Source organism: Paractinoplanes ferrugineus (assembly GCF_016862195.1).
Lineage (GTDB): Bacteria > Actinomycetota > Actinomycetes > Mycobacteriales > Micromonosporaceae > Actinoplanes > Actinoplanes ferrugineus.
The window spans coordinates 187,716-202,730 of sequence record NZ_BOMM01000014.1; the positions used below are offsets into that span (position 1 = coordinate 187,716).

15 protein-coding genes, 1 pseudogene and 1 riboswitch are annotated in these 15,015 nt (G+C 69.3%); of the genes and pseudogenes, 9 read left to right on the forward strand and 7 right to left on the reverse strand.

Annotated features, from left to right (window positions below; translation table 11 throughout):
- The first annotated feature begins 307 nt into the window (after positions 1-307).
- A complete protein-coding gene (locus Afe05nite_RS10415) occupies positions 308-805 on the forward strand; it encodes a metallophosphoesterase family protein (protein ID WP_203816791.1) in 498 nt (165 codons plus the stop codon).
- Between the two features lie 70 nt (positions 806-875).
- Here the strand turns inward: Afe05nite_RS10415 and Afe05nite_RS10420 are convergent, their stop codons facing one another.
- Positions 876-2,300: a glycine hydroxymethyltransferase gene (locus Afe05nite_RS10420; protein ID WP_203816792.1), complete on the reverse strand. Its 1,425-nt coding sequence runs from the start codon at positions 2,298-2,300 to the stop codon at positions 876-878.
- A gap of 18 nt (positions 2,301-2,318) precedes the next feature.
- Positions 2,319-2,409: riboswitch (ZMP/ZTP riboswitch) on the reverse strand.
- Between the two features lie 101 nt (positions 2,410-2,510).
- Between Afe05nite_RS10420 and Afe05nite_RS10425 the strand changes: the two genes are divergently transcribed.
- The 3 genes from Afe05nite_RS10425 (at position 2,511) to Afe05nite_RS10435 (ending at position 5,721) form a co-directional block, all read left to right on the forward strand.
- Positions 2,511-4,073: a cation:proton antiporter gene (locus Afe05nite_RS10425; RefSeq protein ID WP_203816793.1), complete on the forward strand. Its 1,563-nt coding sequence runs from the start codon at positions 2,511-2,513 to the stop codon at positions 4,071-4,073.
- A 92-nt stretch (positions 4,074-4,165) separates the two neighbouring features.
- Positions 4,166-4,981: a helix-turn-helix transcriptional regulator gene (locus Afe05nite_RS10430; protein ID WP_203816794.1), complete on the forward strand. Its 816-nt coding sequence runs from the start codon at positions 4,166-4,168 to the stop codon at positions 4,979-4,981.
- Positions 4,982-4,995: 14 nt separating this feature from the next.
- A complete protein-coding gene (locus tag Afe05nite_RS10435; protein WP_203816795.1) occupies positions 4,996-5,721 on the forward strand; it encodes an SDR family NAD(P)-dependent oxidoreductase in 726 nt (241 codons plus the stop codon).
- 159 nt (positions 5,722-5,880) lie between these two features.
- Here Afe05nite_RS10435 and Afe05nite_RS10440 read toward each other — a convergent pair whose 3' ends face one another.
- The 3 genes from Afe05nite_RS10440 to Afe05nite_RS10450 form a co-directional block, all read right to left on the reverse strand.
- Entirely contained in the window at positions 5,881-7,113 is a 1,233-nt protein-coding gene (locus Afe05nite_RS10440; RefSeq protein WP_203816796.1) for an SLC13 family permease, read from the reverse strand.
- A 3-nt stretch (positions 7,114-7,116) separates the two neighbouring features.
- Positions 7,117-7,431, reverse strand: coding sequence for an STAS domain-containing protein (locus Afe05nite_RS10445; protein WP_203816797.1), 315 nt, complete (start codon positions 7,429-7,431; stop codon positions 7,117-7,119).
- A gap of 61 nt (positions 7,432-7,492) precedes the next feature.
- Positions 7,493-7,711 carry a hypothetical protein gene (locus Afe05nite_RS10450; RefSeq protein ID WP_239117704.1) on the reverse strand — a complete coding sequence of 73 codons (219 nt, stop codon included), beginning with the start codon at positions 7,709-7,711 and terminating at the stop codon, positions 7,493-7,495.
- Positions 7,712-8,099: 388 nt separating this feature from the next.
- Here Afe05nite_RS10450 and Afe05nite_RS10455 point away from each other — a divergent pair, with 388 nt between their 5' ends.
- Positions 8,100-8,909: a SigB/SigF/SigG family RNA polymerase sigma factor gene (locus tag Afe05nite_RS10455; protein ID WP_203816798.1), complete on the forward strand. Its 810-nt coding sequence runs from the start codon at positions 8,100-8,102 to the stop codon at positions 8,907-8,909.
- 60 nt (positions 8,910-8,969) lie between these two features.
- Here Afe05nite_RS10455 and Afe05nite_RS10460 read toward each other — a convergent pair whose 3' ends face one another.
- Both Afe05nite_RS10460 and Afe05nite_RS10465 read right to left on the reverse strand, forming a co-directional pair.
- Positions 8,970-10,565, reverse strand: coding sequence for a glycoside hydrolase domain-containing protein (locus tag Afe05nite_RS10460; protein ID WP_203816799.1), 1,596 nt, complete (start codon positions 10,563-10,565; stop codon positions 8,970-8,972).
- A gap of 124 nt (positions 10,566-10,689) precedes the next feature.
- Complete coding sequence (locus Afe05nite_RS10465; RefSeq protein WP_203816800.1) at positions 10,690-10,845, reverse strand: DUF6131 family protein; 156 nt, start codon at positions 10,843-10,845, stop codon at positions 10,690-10,692.
- A 143-nt stretch (positions 10,846-10,988) separates the two neighbouring features.
- Here Afe05nite_RS10465 and Afe05nite_RS10470 point away from each other — a divergent pair.
- The 4 genes and pseudogenes from Afe05nite_RS10470 to Afe05nite_RS10485 form a co-directional block, all read left to right on the forward strand.
- Positions 10,989-11,627: pseudogene (locus Afe05nite_RS10470) on the forward strand (glycosyltransferase); the annotation flags it as partial.
- A 95-nt stretch (positions 11,628-11,722) separates the two neighbouring features.
- Positions 11,723-12,433 carry a DedA family protein gene (locus Afe05nite_RS10475; protein WP_203816802.1) on the forward strand — a complete coding sequence of 237 codons (711 nt, stop codon included), beginning with the start codon at positions 11,723-11,725 and terminating at the stop codon, positions 12,431-12,433.
- A 34-nt stretch (positions 12,434-12,467) separates the two neighbouring features.
- Positions 12,468-13,196 carry a hypothetical protein gene (locus tag Afe05nite_RS10480; protein WP_203816803.1) on the forward strand — a complete coding sequence of 243 codons (729 nt, stop codon included), beginning with the start codon at positions 12,468-12,470 and terminating at the stop codon, positions 13,194-13,196.
- 173 nt (positions 13,197-13,369) lie between these two features.
- Positions 13,370-14,029, forward strand: a complete 660-nt coding sequence (locus Afe05nite_RS10485; protein WP_239117705.1) for an HAD-IA family hydrolase — start codon at positions 13,370-13,372, stop codon at positions 14,027-14,029.
- On the opposite strand, the gene Afe05nite_RS10490 is transcribed toward Afe05nite_RS10485, so the two are convergent.
- Positions 13,987-14,931: a Dyp-type peroxidase gene (locus Afe05nite_RS10490; protein WP_203816804.1), complete on the reverse strand. Its 945-nt coding sequence runs from the start codon at positions 14,929-14,931 to the stop codon at positions 13,987-13,989. The two genes, Afe05nite_RS10485 and Afe05nite_RS10490, sit on opposite strands and share 43 nt — an antisense overlap.
- Positions 14,932-15,015 lie beyond the last annotated feature (84 nt).

Consider the following 15,015-nt stretch of genomic DNA (forward strand, 5'->3'; position numbering starts at 1 on the left):
AGGTAGGGGTTCATGCCATGTCCATAGGTGGCCACGGTTCCGGAACCGATCGATAACCCGGGCGTACTTGTGGATGTCACAACGATGCGGGATAGCCGATTGCCCTTTAGGGCAGATGACCTGCTCATGGCATCTTCACAGGTGCCCTTTTGTGGTTGCCGACGGCGCTGCGGAACATCGATAACCAAGACCCCGGAACCGGTTCCGCCGCAGATCAGCAAAAACACCATCGCCCATCGATCCCGGCATTCTGCGCGTTCCGCTGCCGGGAAGCGCTTCCCCGGAACGGGCCCTCTATCGTGTACGGGTGCGGCTGGTACTTACTACTGACACCCATCTGCCCAAGCGGGCCCGCGACCTCCCGGCACCGCTGTGGAAGGCGATCGACGCCGCCGACGTGGTGATCCACGCCGGCGACTGGGTCGACGAGGCCGCCCTCGACGCGCTGTCGGCGCGGGCCGCTCGGCTGATCGCGTGCTACGGCAACAACGACGGGCCGGCCCTGCGCGCGCGGCTGCCGGAGATCGCCCGGGTCGAACTGGCCGGCCTCCGCATCGCGGTGATCCACGAGACCGGTCCGTCCACCGGCCGCACCGAGCGGTGCGCCGCCCGGTTCCCCGACACCGACCTGCTGGTCTTCGGCCACTCGCACATTCCCTGGGACACCACGGCGGCCTCGGGCCTGCGGCTGCTCAACCCCGGCTCGCCCACCGACCGCCGCCGCCAGCCCGTCGCCACGTTCATGACCGCACAGCTCACCGACGGCCGGCTGGCCGGCGTGTCCACCCACGAACTGCCTCGCTGAACTGACCGGTGGACCGAACAACGCCCCGAGGAAGCTCGCGCGTCCTCGGGGCGGTGGTGGTTCGTCGAGCTCAGTCCAGGGTGACGCTGGGGTAGAGCGGGAACGGGGCCAGCAACTCGGTCGCCTGCTTGCTCACCCGGTCGGACAGGGCCGGGTCGAGGTTGTACTTGGCCTTGGAGCCCTCGGCCGGCGTCGTGTTGGTGAGGACCGTGTGGATCAGGTCGGCGATCTGGTCCATCTCGGCGGTGCCGAGGCCGCGGGAGGTCAGCGCGGGGGTGCCGACGCGGATGCCGGAGGTGTACCAGGCACCGTTCGGGTCCTGCGGGATCGCGTTGCGGTTGGTCACCACGCCCGAGTCGAGCAGCGCCTGCTCGGCCTGGCGGCCGGTGAGGCCGAACGGGTGCACGTCCAGCAGCACCAGGTGGTTGTCGGTGCCCCCGCTGACCAGCTGGACGCCCCGCTTGAGCAGGCCCTCGGCGAGCGCCTGCGAGTTGGTGACGATCTGCTGCGCGTAGGTCGCGAAGGACGGCTGGCGAGCCTCGGCGAACGCGACCGCCTTCGCCGCCATCACGTGGCTGAGCGGCCCGCCCAGGACCATCGGGCAGCCCCGGTCGACCTGGTCGGCGAGCTCGGGCTGGGCCAGCACAGCGCCGCCACGCGGACCCCGCAGCGACTTGTGCGTGGTGGTGGTGACGATGTGGGCGTGCTCGATCGGGTTGAAGTCGCCGGTGAAGACCTTGCCCGCGACCAGACCGGCGAAGTGCGCCATGTCGACCATGAAGGTGGCGCCCACCTCGTCGGCGATCTCGCGCATGGTCGCGAAGTTCACCTTGCGGGGGTACGCCGAATAGCCGCCCACGATGATCAGCGGCTTGAATTCGCGGGCCGTGTCACGCAGCGCCTTGTAGTCGATCTGCCCGGTGGCCGAGTCGACGCCGTAGGACCGCTGGTCGAACATCTTGCCGGAGATGTTCGGCCGGAAGCCGTGGGTGAGATGGCCACCGGCGTCGAGCGACATGCCGAGCATGCGCTGGTTGCCGAAGGCCTGCCGCAGCTCGGCCCACTCGGCGTCGGTCAGGTCGTTGATCTGCCGCTTCGCGAACTTCTTGAGCGCCGGAACCTCGACCCGGTCGGCCAGGATCGCCCAGTAGGCGACCAGGTTGGCGTCGATGCCGGAGTGCGGCTGGACATAGGCGTAGGGCGCGCCGAACAGGGCCTTGGCGTGCTCGACCGCGATCGCCTCGACGGTGTCGACGTTCTGGCAGCCGGCGTAGAAGCGGCGCCCGATGGTGCCCTCGGCGTATTTGTCGGAGAGCCAGTTGCCCATCGCCAGCAGGACCGCCGGCGAGGCGTAGTTCTCACTGGCGATCAGCTTCAGCGACTCGCGCTGATCACTCAGCTCCTTGGCGATCGCGTCGGCGATGCGGGGCTCGACGGAGCGCACCACCTCGAGCGCGGAGCGGAAGGCGACGGACTCGGCAGACAGCTCAGACATAGGACCTCTCTATCACGGTGCAGAGGCCCAGGCGCACGGCAGGTCGTCAGGCGACGGAGCCGCTCCCCGATGGTTTCCCCATCCGAACGCGCCAGTCACGGCCCGCGGAAAGCATACCCGGTCGGCCGTTCCGGGACCTCCCCGAATTGGTCGCACGGCATAGTGGCGGTGGGTCTGCTCGGGGCGAGAAGTTCACTAATCTGATCTTCTGTGAACGGCGTTCAGCTTCTGCTCATCATCGGTGCGGGGATCGCGGTCTCGGCCGTGGCCCGCAAACGAAACATCGAACCCGGCTGGATCATCGTGGTGCTGGCCGCCGCGGCGTCGTTCATTCCCGGGGTGCCGCGCCTCGAACTGGACAGCGAGATGATCCTCGCGATCGTGGTGCCGCCACTGCTCTACTCGGCGACCCGCAACGCGTCGTTCTCCTCGTTCGGCGCGAACATGAACGCGATCTTCACGCTCGGCGTCCTGCTCGTGCTGATCACCGCGGGAGTGCTCGGGGTGGTGGCGACGTGGCTGCTGCCGACGATCGGTGGGGCGGCGGCGTTCCTGCTCGGCTCGGTGCTCGCGCCGCCCGACACGATCACCACGGTCTCCCACGGCGACGAGATCGGGCTGCCGAAACGGGTCACCTCGATCCTCACCGGCGAGAGCCTGGTGAACGACGCGACGGCGCTGACCCTGTTCGCCATCGCCCTCGGCACGGCCAACGGCCAGCACGCGTCGTTCGGGTCGGGTGCCGTCGACCTGGTGCGCAACGCCGGTATCGGGCTCCTCATCGGCACCGCTATGTCGGTACCGACGCTGTGGCTGCGCAAGCGGCTCGGCAACCCGACGCTGGAGACCACGCTCGTCCTGCTGCTGCCGTTCACCGCGTTCCTGCTGGCCGAGGAGGCGCACGCGTCGGGCATCCTGGCGGTGGTGGCGGCCGCGTTCTCGGTGAGCCTCAACCTGGCCCTCGACCCGAAGCATCAATACCCGGGCGCCTACCGGACCCGGCTGCAGGAGGAGTCGTTCTGGCCGGTGGCGGACTTCCTGCTGGAGACGTTCGTATTCGCGTACATCGGCCTGCAGTTGAGGTTCGTCCTTGAAGATCTTGCCGAGTCGGACGACCCGGGACTGCTGCGCACCCTGGTGGCGGCCGGGGTGCTGCTCGTCGTCGCGATCCTGTTCCGGATGCTGGCGGTGTGGGTGCTGTTCGGCCGCTGGCGCCGGCAGTTCGAGCGGACCCAGCGCCGGATCAAGGAGGACGTCTACTTCCGGGCGCGGTTCGAGCGTCTGTCGGAGCGGCGCAACCGCCGGCGCGGCGCGCCGCTGGACCCGCCGACCAGGAAACAGACGCTGCTCGTCGGCTGGACCGGGATGCGCGGCATCCTCACCCTGGCGGCCGCCGCGGCCATCCCGGAGACGATCGAGCACACCACCGAGCCGTTCCCCGGCCGCGACGCGATTCAGGCGATCGCCCTGATCGTCACCCTCGGCACGCTGCTCATCCAGGGCACCACGGTCGGCCGGCTGTCCCGGAAGCTCGACTTCGACCTGACCGCGGAGCGGGCCGAGACCCGGGCCCAGCACGAGGTCGGGCGGCAGATCATCGCGGCGGCCGACGCCGGGCCGGCCGAGACCGACGACGCCCGGTTCGAGGCCCAGCGGGCGGCGCTCGGCAAGGCGGTGATGGAGCGCCGGCTCACCGAGGACATCGCCCGCGAGATGATCGAGGAGATCGACCTGCGGCAGGCCGCGCACCACACCACGACGCCGCCGGCCTGAGCCAGGGACAGGTTGTCCCCGGATAGATCCGGCCTTCATCGGATCCGCGGTTCGGGCCAGTCTTGTCAGGTCGAACACGGGAGGGTGCGGACATGGACCGGACACAGCTCGCCGACTTTCTCCGGGCCCGCCGCGAGGCGCTCCAGCCCGAGGACGTCGGCCTGCCGCGGGGGCAGCGCCGGCGCACCGGCGGCCTGCGCCGCGAGGAGGTGGCCGCGCTCGCCGGCATGTCGACCGACTACTACAGCCGGATCGAGCAGCAGCGCGGGCCGATTCCGTCCGAGCAGATGCTGGCCGCGCTCGCCCGCGCCCTGCACCTCAACCTGGAGGAGCGCGACCACCTGTTCCGGCTGGGCGGCCACCCGGCGCCGCACCGGATGCGGCGCGACGACCACATCAGCCCCGGCATGATGCGGATCCTGGACCGGCTCGAGGACACCCCGGCCATGGTGCTGTCCCGCTTCGGCGAGACGTTGCGCCAGACCAGGCCGGCGGTGGCGCTGCTGGGCGACGAGACGCGCTGGACCGGCATGGCTCGTTACATGGTCTACCGGTGGTTCACCGAGCCGGCGTCGCGGCTGATCTACCCGCCCGAGGACCACCCGCTGCACGGGCGGATCTTCACGGCGCAACTGCGGGAGGCGTACGCGGCGGCGCCGGCCGGCCGAGCGGGCGAGATCGTCGCCGAACTCCGCACGATCAGTGCCGAGTTCGCCGAGATCTGGAAGTCCCACGAGATCGGTCTCACCCACCTCGACCGCAAGCGATTCCAGCACGCCGAGCTCGGTGCCATGGAGCTCTACTGCCAGACGTTGTTCGACCCCGACCAGTCGCAGGTGCTGCTGGTCTTCACCGCCACCCCGAGTACACCGAGCTACGAGAAGCTCCAGTTGCTCGCGGCCGTCTGACGAAGAGGCAGGACATGTCAAAGATCGCACTCATCACCGGCGGCAACCGCGGTCTCGGCCGCGCCACGGCGCTCGCCCTGATCGACGCCGGCGTCGAGGTCATCTACACCTACCGGGACGACCCGGGCGAAAAGATCGACGCGGTCGCGCTCAAGCTGACCGTCGGCGACCTCGACTCGTACCCGTCGTTCGTCGAGGATCTTCGCGGAGTCCTGCGGGACCGGTTCGACCGGGAGAACTTCGATTTCCTCATCAACAACGCCGGCGTCGGCAAGGGCGGCAAGGTCGCCGACTTCAGCGTCGAGGACTTCGACGAGTTGGTGAACGTGCACTGGCGCGGGATGTTCTTCCTGACCCAGAGCCTGCTGCCGGTCATCGCCGACGGCGGGCGGATTCTCAACCTCTCCACCGGCCTGGCCCGCTTCACCGGTGATGGCGTCTATGCCGCGTACGGGTCGATCAAGGGTGCGGTCGAGGTGTTCACCCGCTATCTCGCCAAGGAACTCGGCCCACGCGGGATCAGTGTCAACGTCGTCGCCCCCGGCGCGACCGGCACCGACTTCGGCGGCGGCGCGCTGCGCAGCAACGAGGCGGTCCGCGAGCACATCAGCGGGCAGGTCGCGTTGGGCCGGATGGGCGAGCCCGAGGACATCGCCGGCGTGCTGGTGGCGATGCTCGCCGACAACACCAAGTGGATCACCGGCCAGCGCGTCGAGGCCTCGGGCGGCATGCTTCTCTGAGGTTCCGTAACTCAGATTTCTTGCATGTTACGAGATGCATCGATAAGACTGGCTGAGTCGAACGCACCCCGCCGCCGATCCCCCACCGGATCACCCCGGTCGTTCCCCGGATCGGCACCGGCGCGGCGGCGGAGGTGCGTTCTCCTCTCCGGTCCGGGCCTAACCGACCGGGAAGAAGCGAAGCGAGAGCCAGAGCGCGAGCACCCCGGCGAGCAGCGCGACCGGCACCGTCAGCAGGCCCAGCCGGGTGAACTCGCCGGCATCCGGCGGGTGCTCCCGAGAGTACAGAATCTGCCGCCACAGCAGCGTCGCCAGCGAGCCGACATAGGTCAGGTTCGGCCCGACGTTCACCCCGATCAGCACGGCCAGCAGCAGCGCCGGCCGCGCCTGGACGGCCGGGACCAGCACCAGCGTGGCCGGTAGGTTGTTCACAATGTTCGCCAGCAGGGCGGCGAGGCCGGCCACCGCGAGCAGTTGCAGCAGCCCGTTCCGCTCCGGCACCAGCACCCCGACCAGGCTGTCGAGTCCGTGCTGCCGAACCGCGAGCACCACGACGCCGAGCGCCAGCACGAAGGCGCAGAACGGCAGGTTGGCCTCCCGGAGCAGGACCTTCGGGGACACCCGGCGGGGCACCGCGAGGGCGATCGCGCCGGCCGCGGCGACCCAGGCGGGATGTACGCCGAGCGGCTCCGCCACCGCGAAACCGGCGAGCGTCAGGACAAGGACGACCAGGGCGTACTTCGGTGCGGCGGGGGCCGAGCCGACATCGGTGCGGCCGGTCGGCGCCCGCAGGTCGGTGCGGAAGAACCAGCGGAAGATGACGTACTCGGCGAGGATCACCGCCACCCAGGGCAGAGCCATCACCGCCGCGAAGCCGAGGAACGTCAGCCCACTCGCCGCGAAAGCCAGCAGGTTCGTCAGGTTGGACACCGGCAGCAGCAGCGAGGCCGAGTTGGCCAGGTGCGCCGAAGCATAGGCGGCCGGTCGCGGTCGCGCGCCGGTGCGCGCGGCCGTGGCCAGCACGACCGGGGTGAGCAGCACCACCGTGGCGTCGAGGCTGAGCACGGCGGTGGTCAGCGAGGCGGCCACGAACACCGCGGTGAGCAGCCGGGTCGGCCGATGCCCACTGATCCGGGCGGTCAGGGCTCCGGCGTACGTGAAGACACCGTGCTCCCCCGCGAGATAGGCGAGGAGAAGGACCGCCGCGAGGAAGCCGACGGTCGGGCCGAGCTCGCGCGTCTCGGCCACCGCGTCCCGCCACGGCAGCAGTCCGGTCGCGACGACGAGCAGCGCGGCCGGGACGGCCAGAGCCGCTTCGGGCAGGCCACGGGGCCGGGTGACGGCCCAGACGAGTACGCCGGCGAGCAGCGCCGAGGTGAGGAGAAGGGCCATCCGCTACGCGCCGAAAATCTCGTGTGCCCCGGACACCCGGAGCACTCGAGCGACCAGGCCGCGGGCGTTGACCACGCGGAAGCCGGCGGGACGGGCCCGGGCCTCGTTGTAACCGTCGATCAGCGCGCCGAGAGCCTCGGAGTCCAGAAAGGTCACCCCGGCCAGGTCCACGACGACGTCGCCGCCGGCGCGGAGCGCGGCCAGGATCGCGTCCTCGAGGTCGTCGCGTGCCGTGATGTCCAGCTCGCCGCTGATGTGCAGAAGAGTCGCGGCTCCGTCGGCCGCGCGCTCCTGACCGATCTTGTAAGAGTCCGCCACGGAAGAATTTTTACCAGCCCCGGACGGAATCAGCTCGGGAAGCCGGCCCAGACGTGTCTGGTCACATCGGTCGAGTACCAACCGAGGTCGAGTGCGAACGTTCGGCGACGTCGATGATCAGCCGATCTCCCTCGCGGAGCAGCCGCACCACGGTCGGCGGGAGTCCGTGCCGCAGCGCGTTGGTGGCGAGTTCGGTCATGACCAGGGGCATCCACTCGACGGAGTCACCCGGATCGGTGGCGATGGCGGCCGACCCGACTTCCCGCAGCCCGGCCCGCAAGTTACCCAGGTCACCGAAAACGGCGAGGGTCCAACTGCATATCTCGACGGCCCTCGGGTACGCGTTGTGGAGGACAGCGAGGTCGTCCCGTCCATCTTGCCTGGACCGGCGGAAATGGGTATTGACCGACCAGTCCACCCGGATTCGTACAGCCGGACCCCGGTGGCCGATGATCACGTTGTATTACTTGTCATCACGCAAAGTCACTCATACTTTCGGCTAGTCTTTTCTCCTCCCCTCGGCTAGTGTCTGCGTATCCGAACGGCCTACTGTGCATGGTCGACGGACGTCTCACCGACTGCCGTCGTCATTCGATAGGGATACCCGACCGCCCGGGTCCAGCAACATCGGACCGGCTCTCCGGCCAGGTTCCAGGGAGGACCAAGTAATGACCGTCACCCAGACGTCGCAAACCTCGTCGGTCACTTCGACCGGCGCCGAGGCTCCGGTGGACAGCGCCGCCGACCTGCTCAACGCGATGGCCGCGATGCCGATCGGTCACCCGTCCCGCGCAGGCCTGCGCGACGCGGCGATCGAGGCCTGGCTGCCGCTGGCCCGCCACCTCGCCAACCGTTACGCCGGCCGCGGCGAGCCCACCGACGACCTGATCCAGACCGCCACCGTCGGTCTCATCAAGGCCGTCGACAAGTTCGACCCCGAGCGCGGTGTCGACTTCGCCGGTTACGCGATCCCGACGATCATCGGCGAGATCAAGCGCCACTTCCGCGACCGCACCTGGTCGGTGCGGGTGCCGCGCCGCCTCCAGGAGCTGCGGCTGGCCATCACCGAGGCCAACAGCACCCTGACCCACTCGCTCGGCCGCTCGCCGACGGTCACCGACATCGCCGCCCACCTCAGCATCACCGAGGAAGAGGTCCTCGAGGGTCTCGAGGGTGCGCGGGCCTACAACGCCACGTCGCTGAGCACGCCGATCTCGGCGGACGGCACGACCGAGCTGGGCGACACCCTCGGTGGCACCGACTACGAGTTCGAGCTGGCCGAGACCCGCGTCGCCCTGGGCCCCGCGCTCGCCACGCTCGACGAGCGTGAGCAGAGGATCCTGACCCTGCGGTTCTACGGCAACCTGACCCAGTCGCAGATCGCGGACCGCATCGGCATCTCCCAGATGCACGTGTCCCGCCTGCTGACCAAGGCGCTCACCAAGCTGCGCGGCCAGCTGGTCGGCGACGAGATCTAAGAGCTTCACACCTCCTGGACAGCTTCAGGCCGGCCCGGTTCGGGCCGGCCTGAAGCTGTCTCAGAGCAGAGGTGACATGTACGGGAAGTACGAGATCAGCGTCCGCGCCGTCAGCGTCTTGCCGTTGCCCCGGTACAGCACCAGCGCACCGTCGCTCGTCCGGACCGCGATCATGTCGGTGTAGCCGTCCCGGTCGAAGTCGCCCACGCCGACGAGGTCGCGCGTGCCGTTCCACCCGGTGCCGAGCGACGTACGACCGGCGTAGGCGCCCTTGCGACCCGGATAGAGGTACAGCGTGCCGCTGGAGTTCTGCCGCGCCACCAGGTCGGGGTAACCGTCCCGGTTGAAGTCACCGATGCCGGCCAACTCGTAGAGCGTGTTGAAGCCGCCGCTGACGATCACCTTGCGAGCGCCGAACTTGGCGCCCGCCGCCCCCGGGTAGAAGTACAGGTTGGAACCCTGGATCGCCACCATGTCCGGGTAGCCGTCCTTGTTCAGGTCGCCGGCCGGGGTGATCTCGCGCAGCGCGCCGGTGCCGGACATCAGCTTCTTGCGGGCACCGTGGACAGCCGTGGTGCCGGGATAGAACCACAGGTCGCCGTTGCTCTGCCGGGCGACGACGTCTTCCTTGCCGTCCCGGTTCAGATCCCCGATCCGGATGATCGAGTTCATCATCCCCCAGTTGGTGCCGAAGACCGAGCGTCCGCCCGCGGCCGCGCCGTTGCCGTAGTGCAGATAGACGTCGCCGGTCCGCCAGTCCTTGGCGAGGAAGTCCGACCAGCCGTTGTTCGTGAAGTCGGCCATCGTGGGACCGGGCAGCGGGGCGAAGTCGACGTAGTTGTTGTCGATGTTGATGGTCACGCCGCCGTACGTCTCGGTGTGCCCGCCGCGGTACTGCTTCATCCGGCGCCGGCCGGGCCAGTTGGCGGTCGGGATGCTCGCGTCGCCGATCCCGACGACCGAGTCCCACCGCGCGAAGTCGATGTAGTCGGGCTTCACGTAGCCGGGCACGTTGTAATAGGCGATCTGGTCGGCGATACCGGAGCTGACGCTCGAGTAGTAACCGGAGAAGTAACCGCCGTTGTGCAGACGCGACGACCAGCCGTTCATGAAGTTCATGACCCCGGACCGGCAGGTGGCGTCGTTGGTGTTGTACGACTCCATGTCGTAGATCAGGACGCTGTTGCGGGCCAGCCCGAGCGAGACGGCCTGGACGATGGCATCACCGCCGGCGTCGACTCCCTGCGCGTACGCGTTCGGGTTGTCGATCACGTTCTTCTTGGGCGAGGTGGCACAACTGGCCTGCGGCCCGACGTAGATCGGCAGCAGCTTCCACCCGGCGTTCACCTGCTCCTGCACCCACGAGGCGGTGAGGTTCGCCTGCGTGCAGCCGCGCGAGACGCCTCCGATGTAGATGCCGATCGCCTTGTAGGGCGAGCTCGCCCGCCAGGCTTTCATCGACGCGCTCGACGGCGCGGTGCACGCGTCGAACGCGTAACCGGTGAACGAGCCGGGTTGGACGGTCGAGAACGCGTCGGCGGCGCCGGCGTTCGTCTGAGCCAGAGTGAATGACGACGCCAGAAGAATCAGCGCGCAGAACGTCGCCTTGATCTTGACACTGTTTTTGCGCGCCGGGATGAGCCGGTGAGCCCCCATGATCGCCCTTCTCGGCCGGAAATGACCACCGAGCTAAGCAGTTGATCAACAGAGACGCCTCCGCCGAACGGCTCGTTGTCGCGAGCCGCTCGGCGGAAAGATACTCATCTATGGCACAAATGCATTAATACCAATACTTGCGACCGCCGATGGGACGGCCCACCGAGCCGAGGATCCAGAACACGGCGCCGACGATCAGCAGGATGGTGCCGATCGTGGTGAGGATCGAAATATGGGCGAAGATGCCGATCAGCAGAAGAATCAGGCCGACGACCAACATGGGAGCGCTCCAATCAGCGGGGGGTTGCCTCCGGCCGAGTGATACCCATGAGTCCCCGTCGCTGAAACCGCCTGCCAACATTCACAGACCCGGCACAGTGACGGCACACCGCGCGGAAAGCGGTCGCGCCGACCGTGGAGCCCATGAGACCAGTACTCGACGTCGTCCTCCCCGTCTACAACGAAGCCGCCGACCTCGAGCGAAGCGTGCACCGGCTCCACGGTTACCTGCTCTCGGTGCTGCCGTTCCCGTTCCGCATCACCATCGCCGACAACGCCAGCAGCGACGCGACCCCGCTGCTGGCCGGGCGGCTCGCCGTCGACCTGCCCGAGGTCACCGCGGTCCACCTGGCCGCCAGGGGCCGCGGCCGGGCGCTCAAGTACGCCTGGCTCAACTCGGATGCCGATGTGCTCGCCTACCTGGACATCGACCTGGCCATCGGGTCGCGACTCAAGCGCGGCTCGCAGGTGGTGCGCGGACCCAAACGGGAGTTCCTCTCGCGCGCCTACAACATGATCCTCAAAGCCACCCTCGGCGCGCGCTTCTCCGACGCCCAGTGCGGGTTCAAGGCCACCCGGGCCGACGTCGCGCGGCAGCTGTTACCACTGGTGCAGGACACCAACTGGTTCTTCGACACCGAGATGCTGGTGCTGGCCGAACGGGCCGGGCTGCGCACGCACGAGGTGCCGGTCGACTGGGTGGACGACCCGAACAGCAAGGTCGACATCCTCGCCACCGCGCAGGAGGACCTGCGCGGCATCGCCCGGCTCCGGCGCACCATGCCACGAGCGAGCGAACTCGCCACTCGTTAGGGATCAGCCAGAAGAAGTGACTCCGCAGGTTTCACACACCCGGGTCCGGCTACCGTAGGTACGCGATGCCACCTTCTCCTGACCTTCCCGGATTCCTGCACGGAGTCGCCCCGATCCTCGATCGGTGGGGCTACCTGTCCGTAGCGGCGACCATCGGCGTGGAAAGTTTCGGCGTGCCCGCCCCCGGTCAGACGTTCATGGTGGCCGCGGCCATCTACGCCGGTGCCGGGCGCCTCAACATCTTCGCCGTGGCGGCGATCGCGTTCGTCGCCGCCGTTCTCGGCGACAACGTCGGTTACTGGATCGGCGTGCGCGGCGGCCGCAAGGCAGTGCACCGCTGGGGGAAATATGTCTTCCTGACCCCGGAACGCCTGGCTCGGGCCGAGGGCTTCTTCGCCCGACGCGGGAGTCGGATCGTCGTCATCGCCCGGTTCATCGACGGCCTCCGGCAGTTCAACGGAGTGATCGCCGGGATCACCGCGATGCCGTGGCGCACGTTCCTGATCTACAACACGATCGGGGCGGCGATCTGGGTCGGTTGGTGGACCGGCATCGCGTACGCGCTCGGGACCCATCTGGTCGAGATCATCGAGCACGCACACCGATACAAGTGGTGGGCGATCGCCGCCGTCACCCTCGCGGTGATCGCCTACGTCACCTTGCACCTCCGGCACATCAGACGCCGGCGCGCTCGCACTGCCGCAGCTACGGACGCAGCCGCAGAGGCAGCCGCCGACGGTCCCGTCGAAGATCCTGTCGAAGAGAAACAGGCCTAGGCGCGCCGGAGGTCGCGAAACGGAAGGAGAGTTCGTGACCACCCCTCAGCTCGACCGTCGCCGGGCCCGGTCCGCCACCGCCGGAGCGTCCGCCGCGAAGGCCCGCGAAGCCGTCACCGACCTGGACAACCGGCTCCGCACCAACGCCGACCTCGGCCGGCAGCAGGCGCAGGCCCTGCGCAACGCGGAGGCCGAGGCCAAGCGCCTCAAGCGTGCGCTCAAGACGCAGAAGCGCGACCGCGACCGCCTGACCAAGGCGCGCCGGAAGGCGGTCACCCGAGCCAAGAAGGCTTCCGCCAAGTCGGCCGAAACAGACGCGAAGTACGACAAAGCGGTGCTGGCCGAACTGATCCGCCGCGAGAAGGAACGCGACCAGCAGGCCGCCTCCACTCCAGCCGGCGCGGTCGCCCCGGCCCCCTCGGTCGCCCCGGCCCCCTCGGTCGCCCCGGCCCCCTCGGCCATCGCGGTCGCGCCGGCCCCCGCCTCCCCCGCGCCGGCCGCCACGATCCCCGCCACGGCCCCGGCGTCGGCCGCTCCCGCCGAGCCCGCGGCCGAATCGGACGCCGAGCCGATCACCCAGCCGATCACGCCGCCGGCCGGCACCTCCCGGACCCGCGGGTCGGGGACGCGCAGCGCGGCGACCAAGGCGCTCGACTCGGCTGCCGGTGCGGCGGCCGGCCGCCCCGCCGCGAGCCGGACGCGCAAGGCCACCGCCGAGCCGGCCGCCACCCCACGAAACACGCGCCGGACCACCGGTCGCTGACGAACCACGAGACCGCCACAGCCCGCCCGTCCCACGGGCGGGCGGGCTGTGGCGTCCCGGGCGTCCCGGCGTCCCGGCGCCCGGACCGACCCCGGCCCGGGGCTCCGCCGCGGCTTCGGCGGGCAAGATGAAGACTGACGGCGGCGACCACGTCCGAGCTGTGGAGGCTTCAGGTGGCGGAGATCAAGGCAGAGATCGCAGCGGTCCTCTTCGACATGGACGGCACCCTGGTCGACTCCGACCGGGCGGTCGAGCGTTCCTGGCTGGCCTGGGGCGTGGAGTACGGCGTGGACGGCCCCACCGCTCACCGGATGGCGCACGGCGCCCCGAGTTCGGCCACCGTCCGCAAGCTGCTCCCGGACCTGAGCGACGCGGACCTGACGCGGGCCTCGATCCGGCAGCTGGAGCTTCAGTACGACGATCTGTCCGACGTCGTGGCCGCGCCGGGCGCGCTCGAGACGCTCGAGGTGCTGGCCCGGCTCGGACTGCCGTGGGCGGTGGTGACCAGCGCTGACGGGCGGCTGGCGAAGGCCCGGCTGGCCGCCGCCGGGATCGCCCCGCAGGTGCTGGTGACCACCGACGACGTGGCGGTCGGCAAGCCCGATCCGGCCGGTTACCGCAAAGCGGCCGAGCTGCTCGGCGTCGCCCCGGCGAACTGCCTGGTCGTGGAGGATGCCGAGGTGGGGCTGGAGGCGGCTCGGGCGGCGGGGGCGCGCACCGCCGCGCTGCGGGGGCTGTCGGGAGACGTACGCCTGACGTCGCTCTTCGATCTGGCCGGTCTGCTCGGTGATCAGCCGGGGAGGTCGTCCAGGAACTCGGCGGTCGGGACGTAGAACAGCGAGCCGGTGGTGGCGACGGAGAAGTCGAGGATCCGGTCGTGGTTGCCGGCCGGCTCGCCCAGGAACATCCGGCGCAGCATCAGTTCCGGGACGTCGGGCGTGGCCGCGTAGGCGATGTAGTAGGTCCCGAACTCACCCGATTTGATCGAGCCGAACGGCATGTTGTCGCGCAGGATCTTCAGCTCGTTGCCGTCCGGGTCGTCGACCGTGTTGAGGGCGACGTGCGAGTTGGCGGCCTTGTCGGCGATCTCGATGTTGTCGAGTTTCGTCCGCCCGATCACCGCCTCCTGCTGCTCCACCGTGAGCGCGTTCCACGCGGTCAGGTCGTGCAGATATTTCTGCACCAGCACGTAGCTTCCGCCGGCGAAGTCCGGGTCCTCCGCACCGACCAGCACGTGCCGGGACGCCTCGGCACCTGTCGGGTTCTCGGTGCCGTCGACGAAACCGAGCAGGTCGCGCTCGTCGAAGTACTTGAAGCCGTGCGTCTCGTCGACCACGTCGGCCACGTCGCGCAGCCGCTCGGCGATCTTCGAGGCGAGCTCGAAACAGACGTCCATCTGCCCGGCCCGGATGTGCAGAAGCAGGTCACCGGGGGTGGCGGGGGCGGTGTGCCGCGGTCCTTTCCAGGCCCGGAACTTATGCAGCTGGGCCGGTCGCGGGCCGGTGAACAACCGGTCCCACAGTTCGCGGCCGATGCCGGTGACGCAGGACAGCTGGGCGGCCGGCAGTCGGAAGCCCACGGATCGTTGCAGGCCGCTGAGGTCTTCGAGCAGGTCCCGGACGGCCGCCTCGCCGCCCGGCCGGACGGTCAGCACCAGGAAGACGGCGGCGTCGGTGAGCGGGGCGAGCACGGCTTGCGGGCTAACGAGCGGGCCGAGCGAACGGGGCGCTGTCATGATCCGCAGCTTACGGTCCGGCGGCCCGATAATGGGCGGATGAGTGATCGGGTTGACGGCCGGATCGGTGCCGGGAAGATGCGG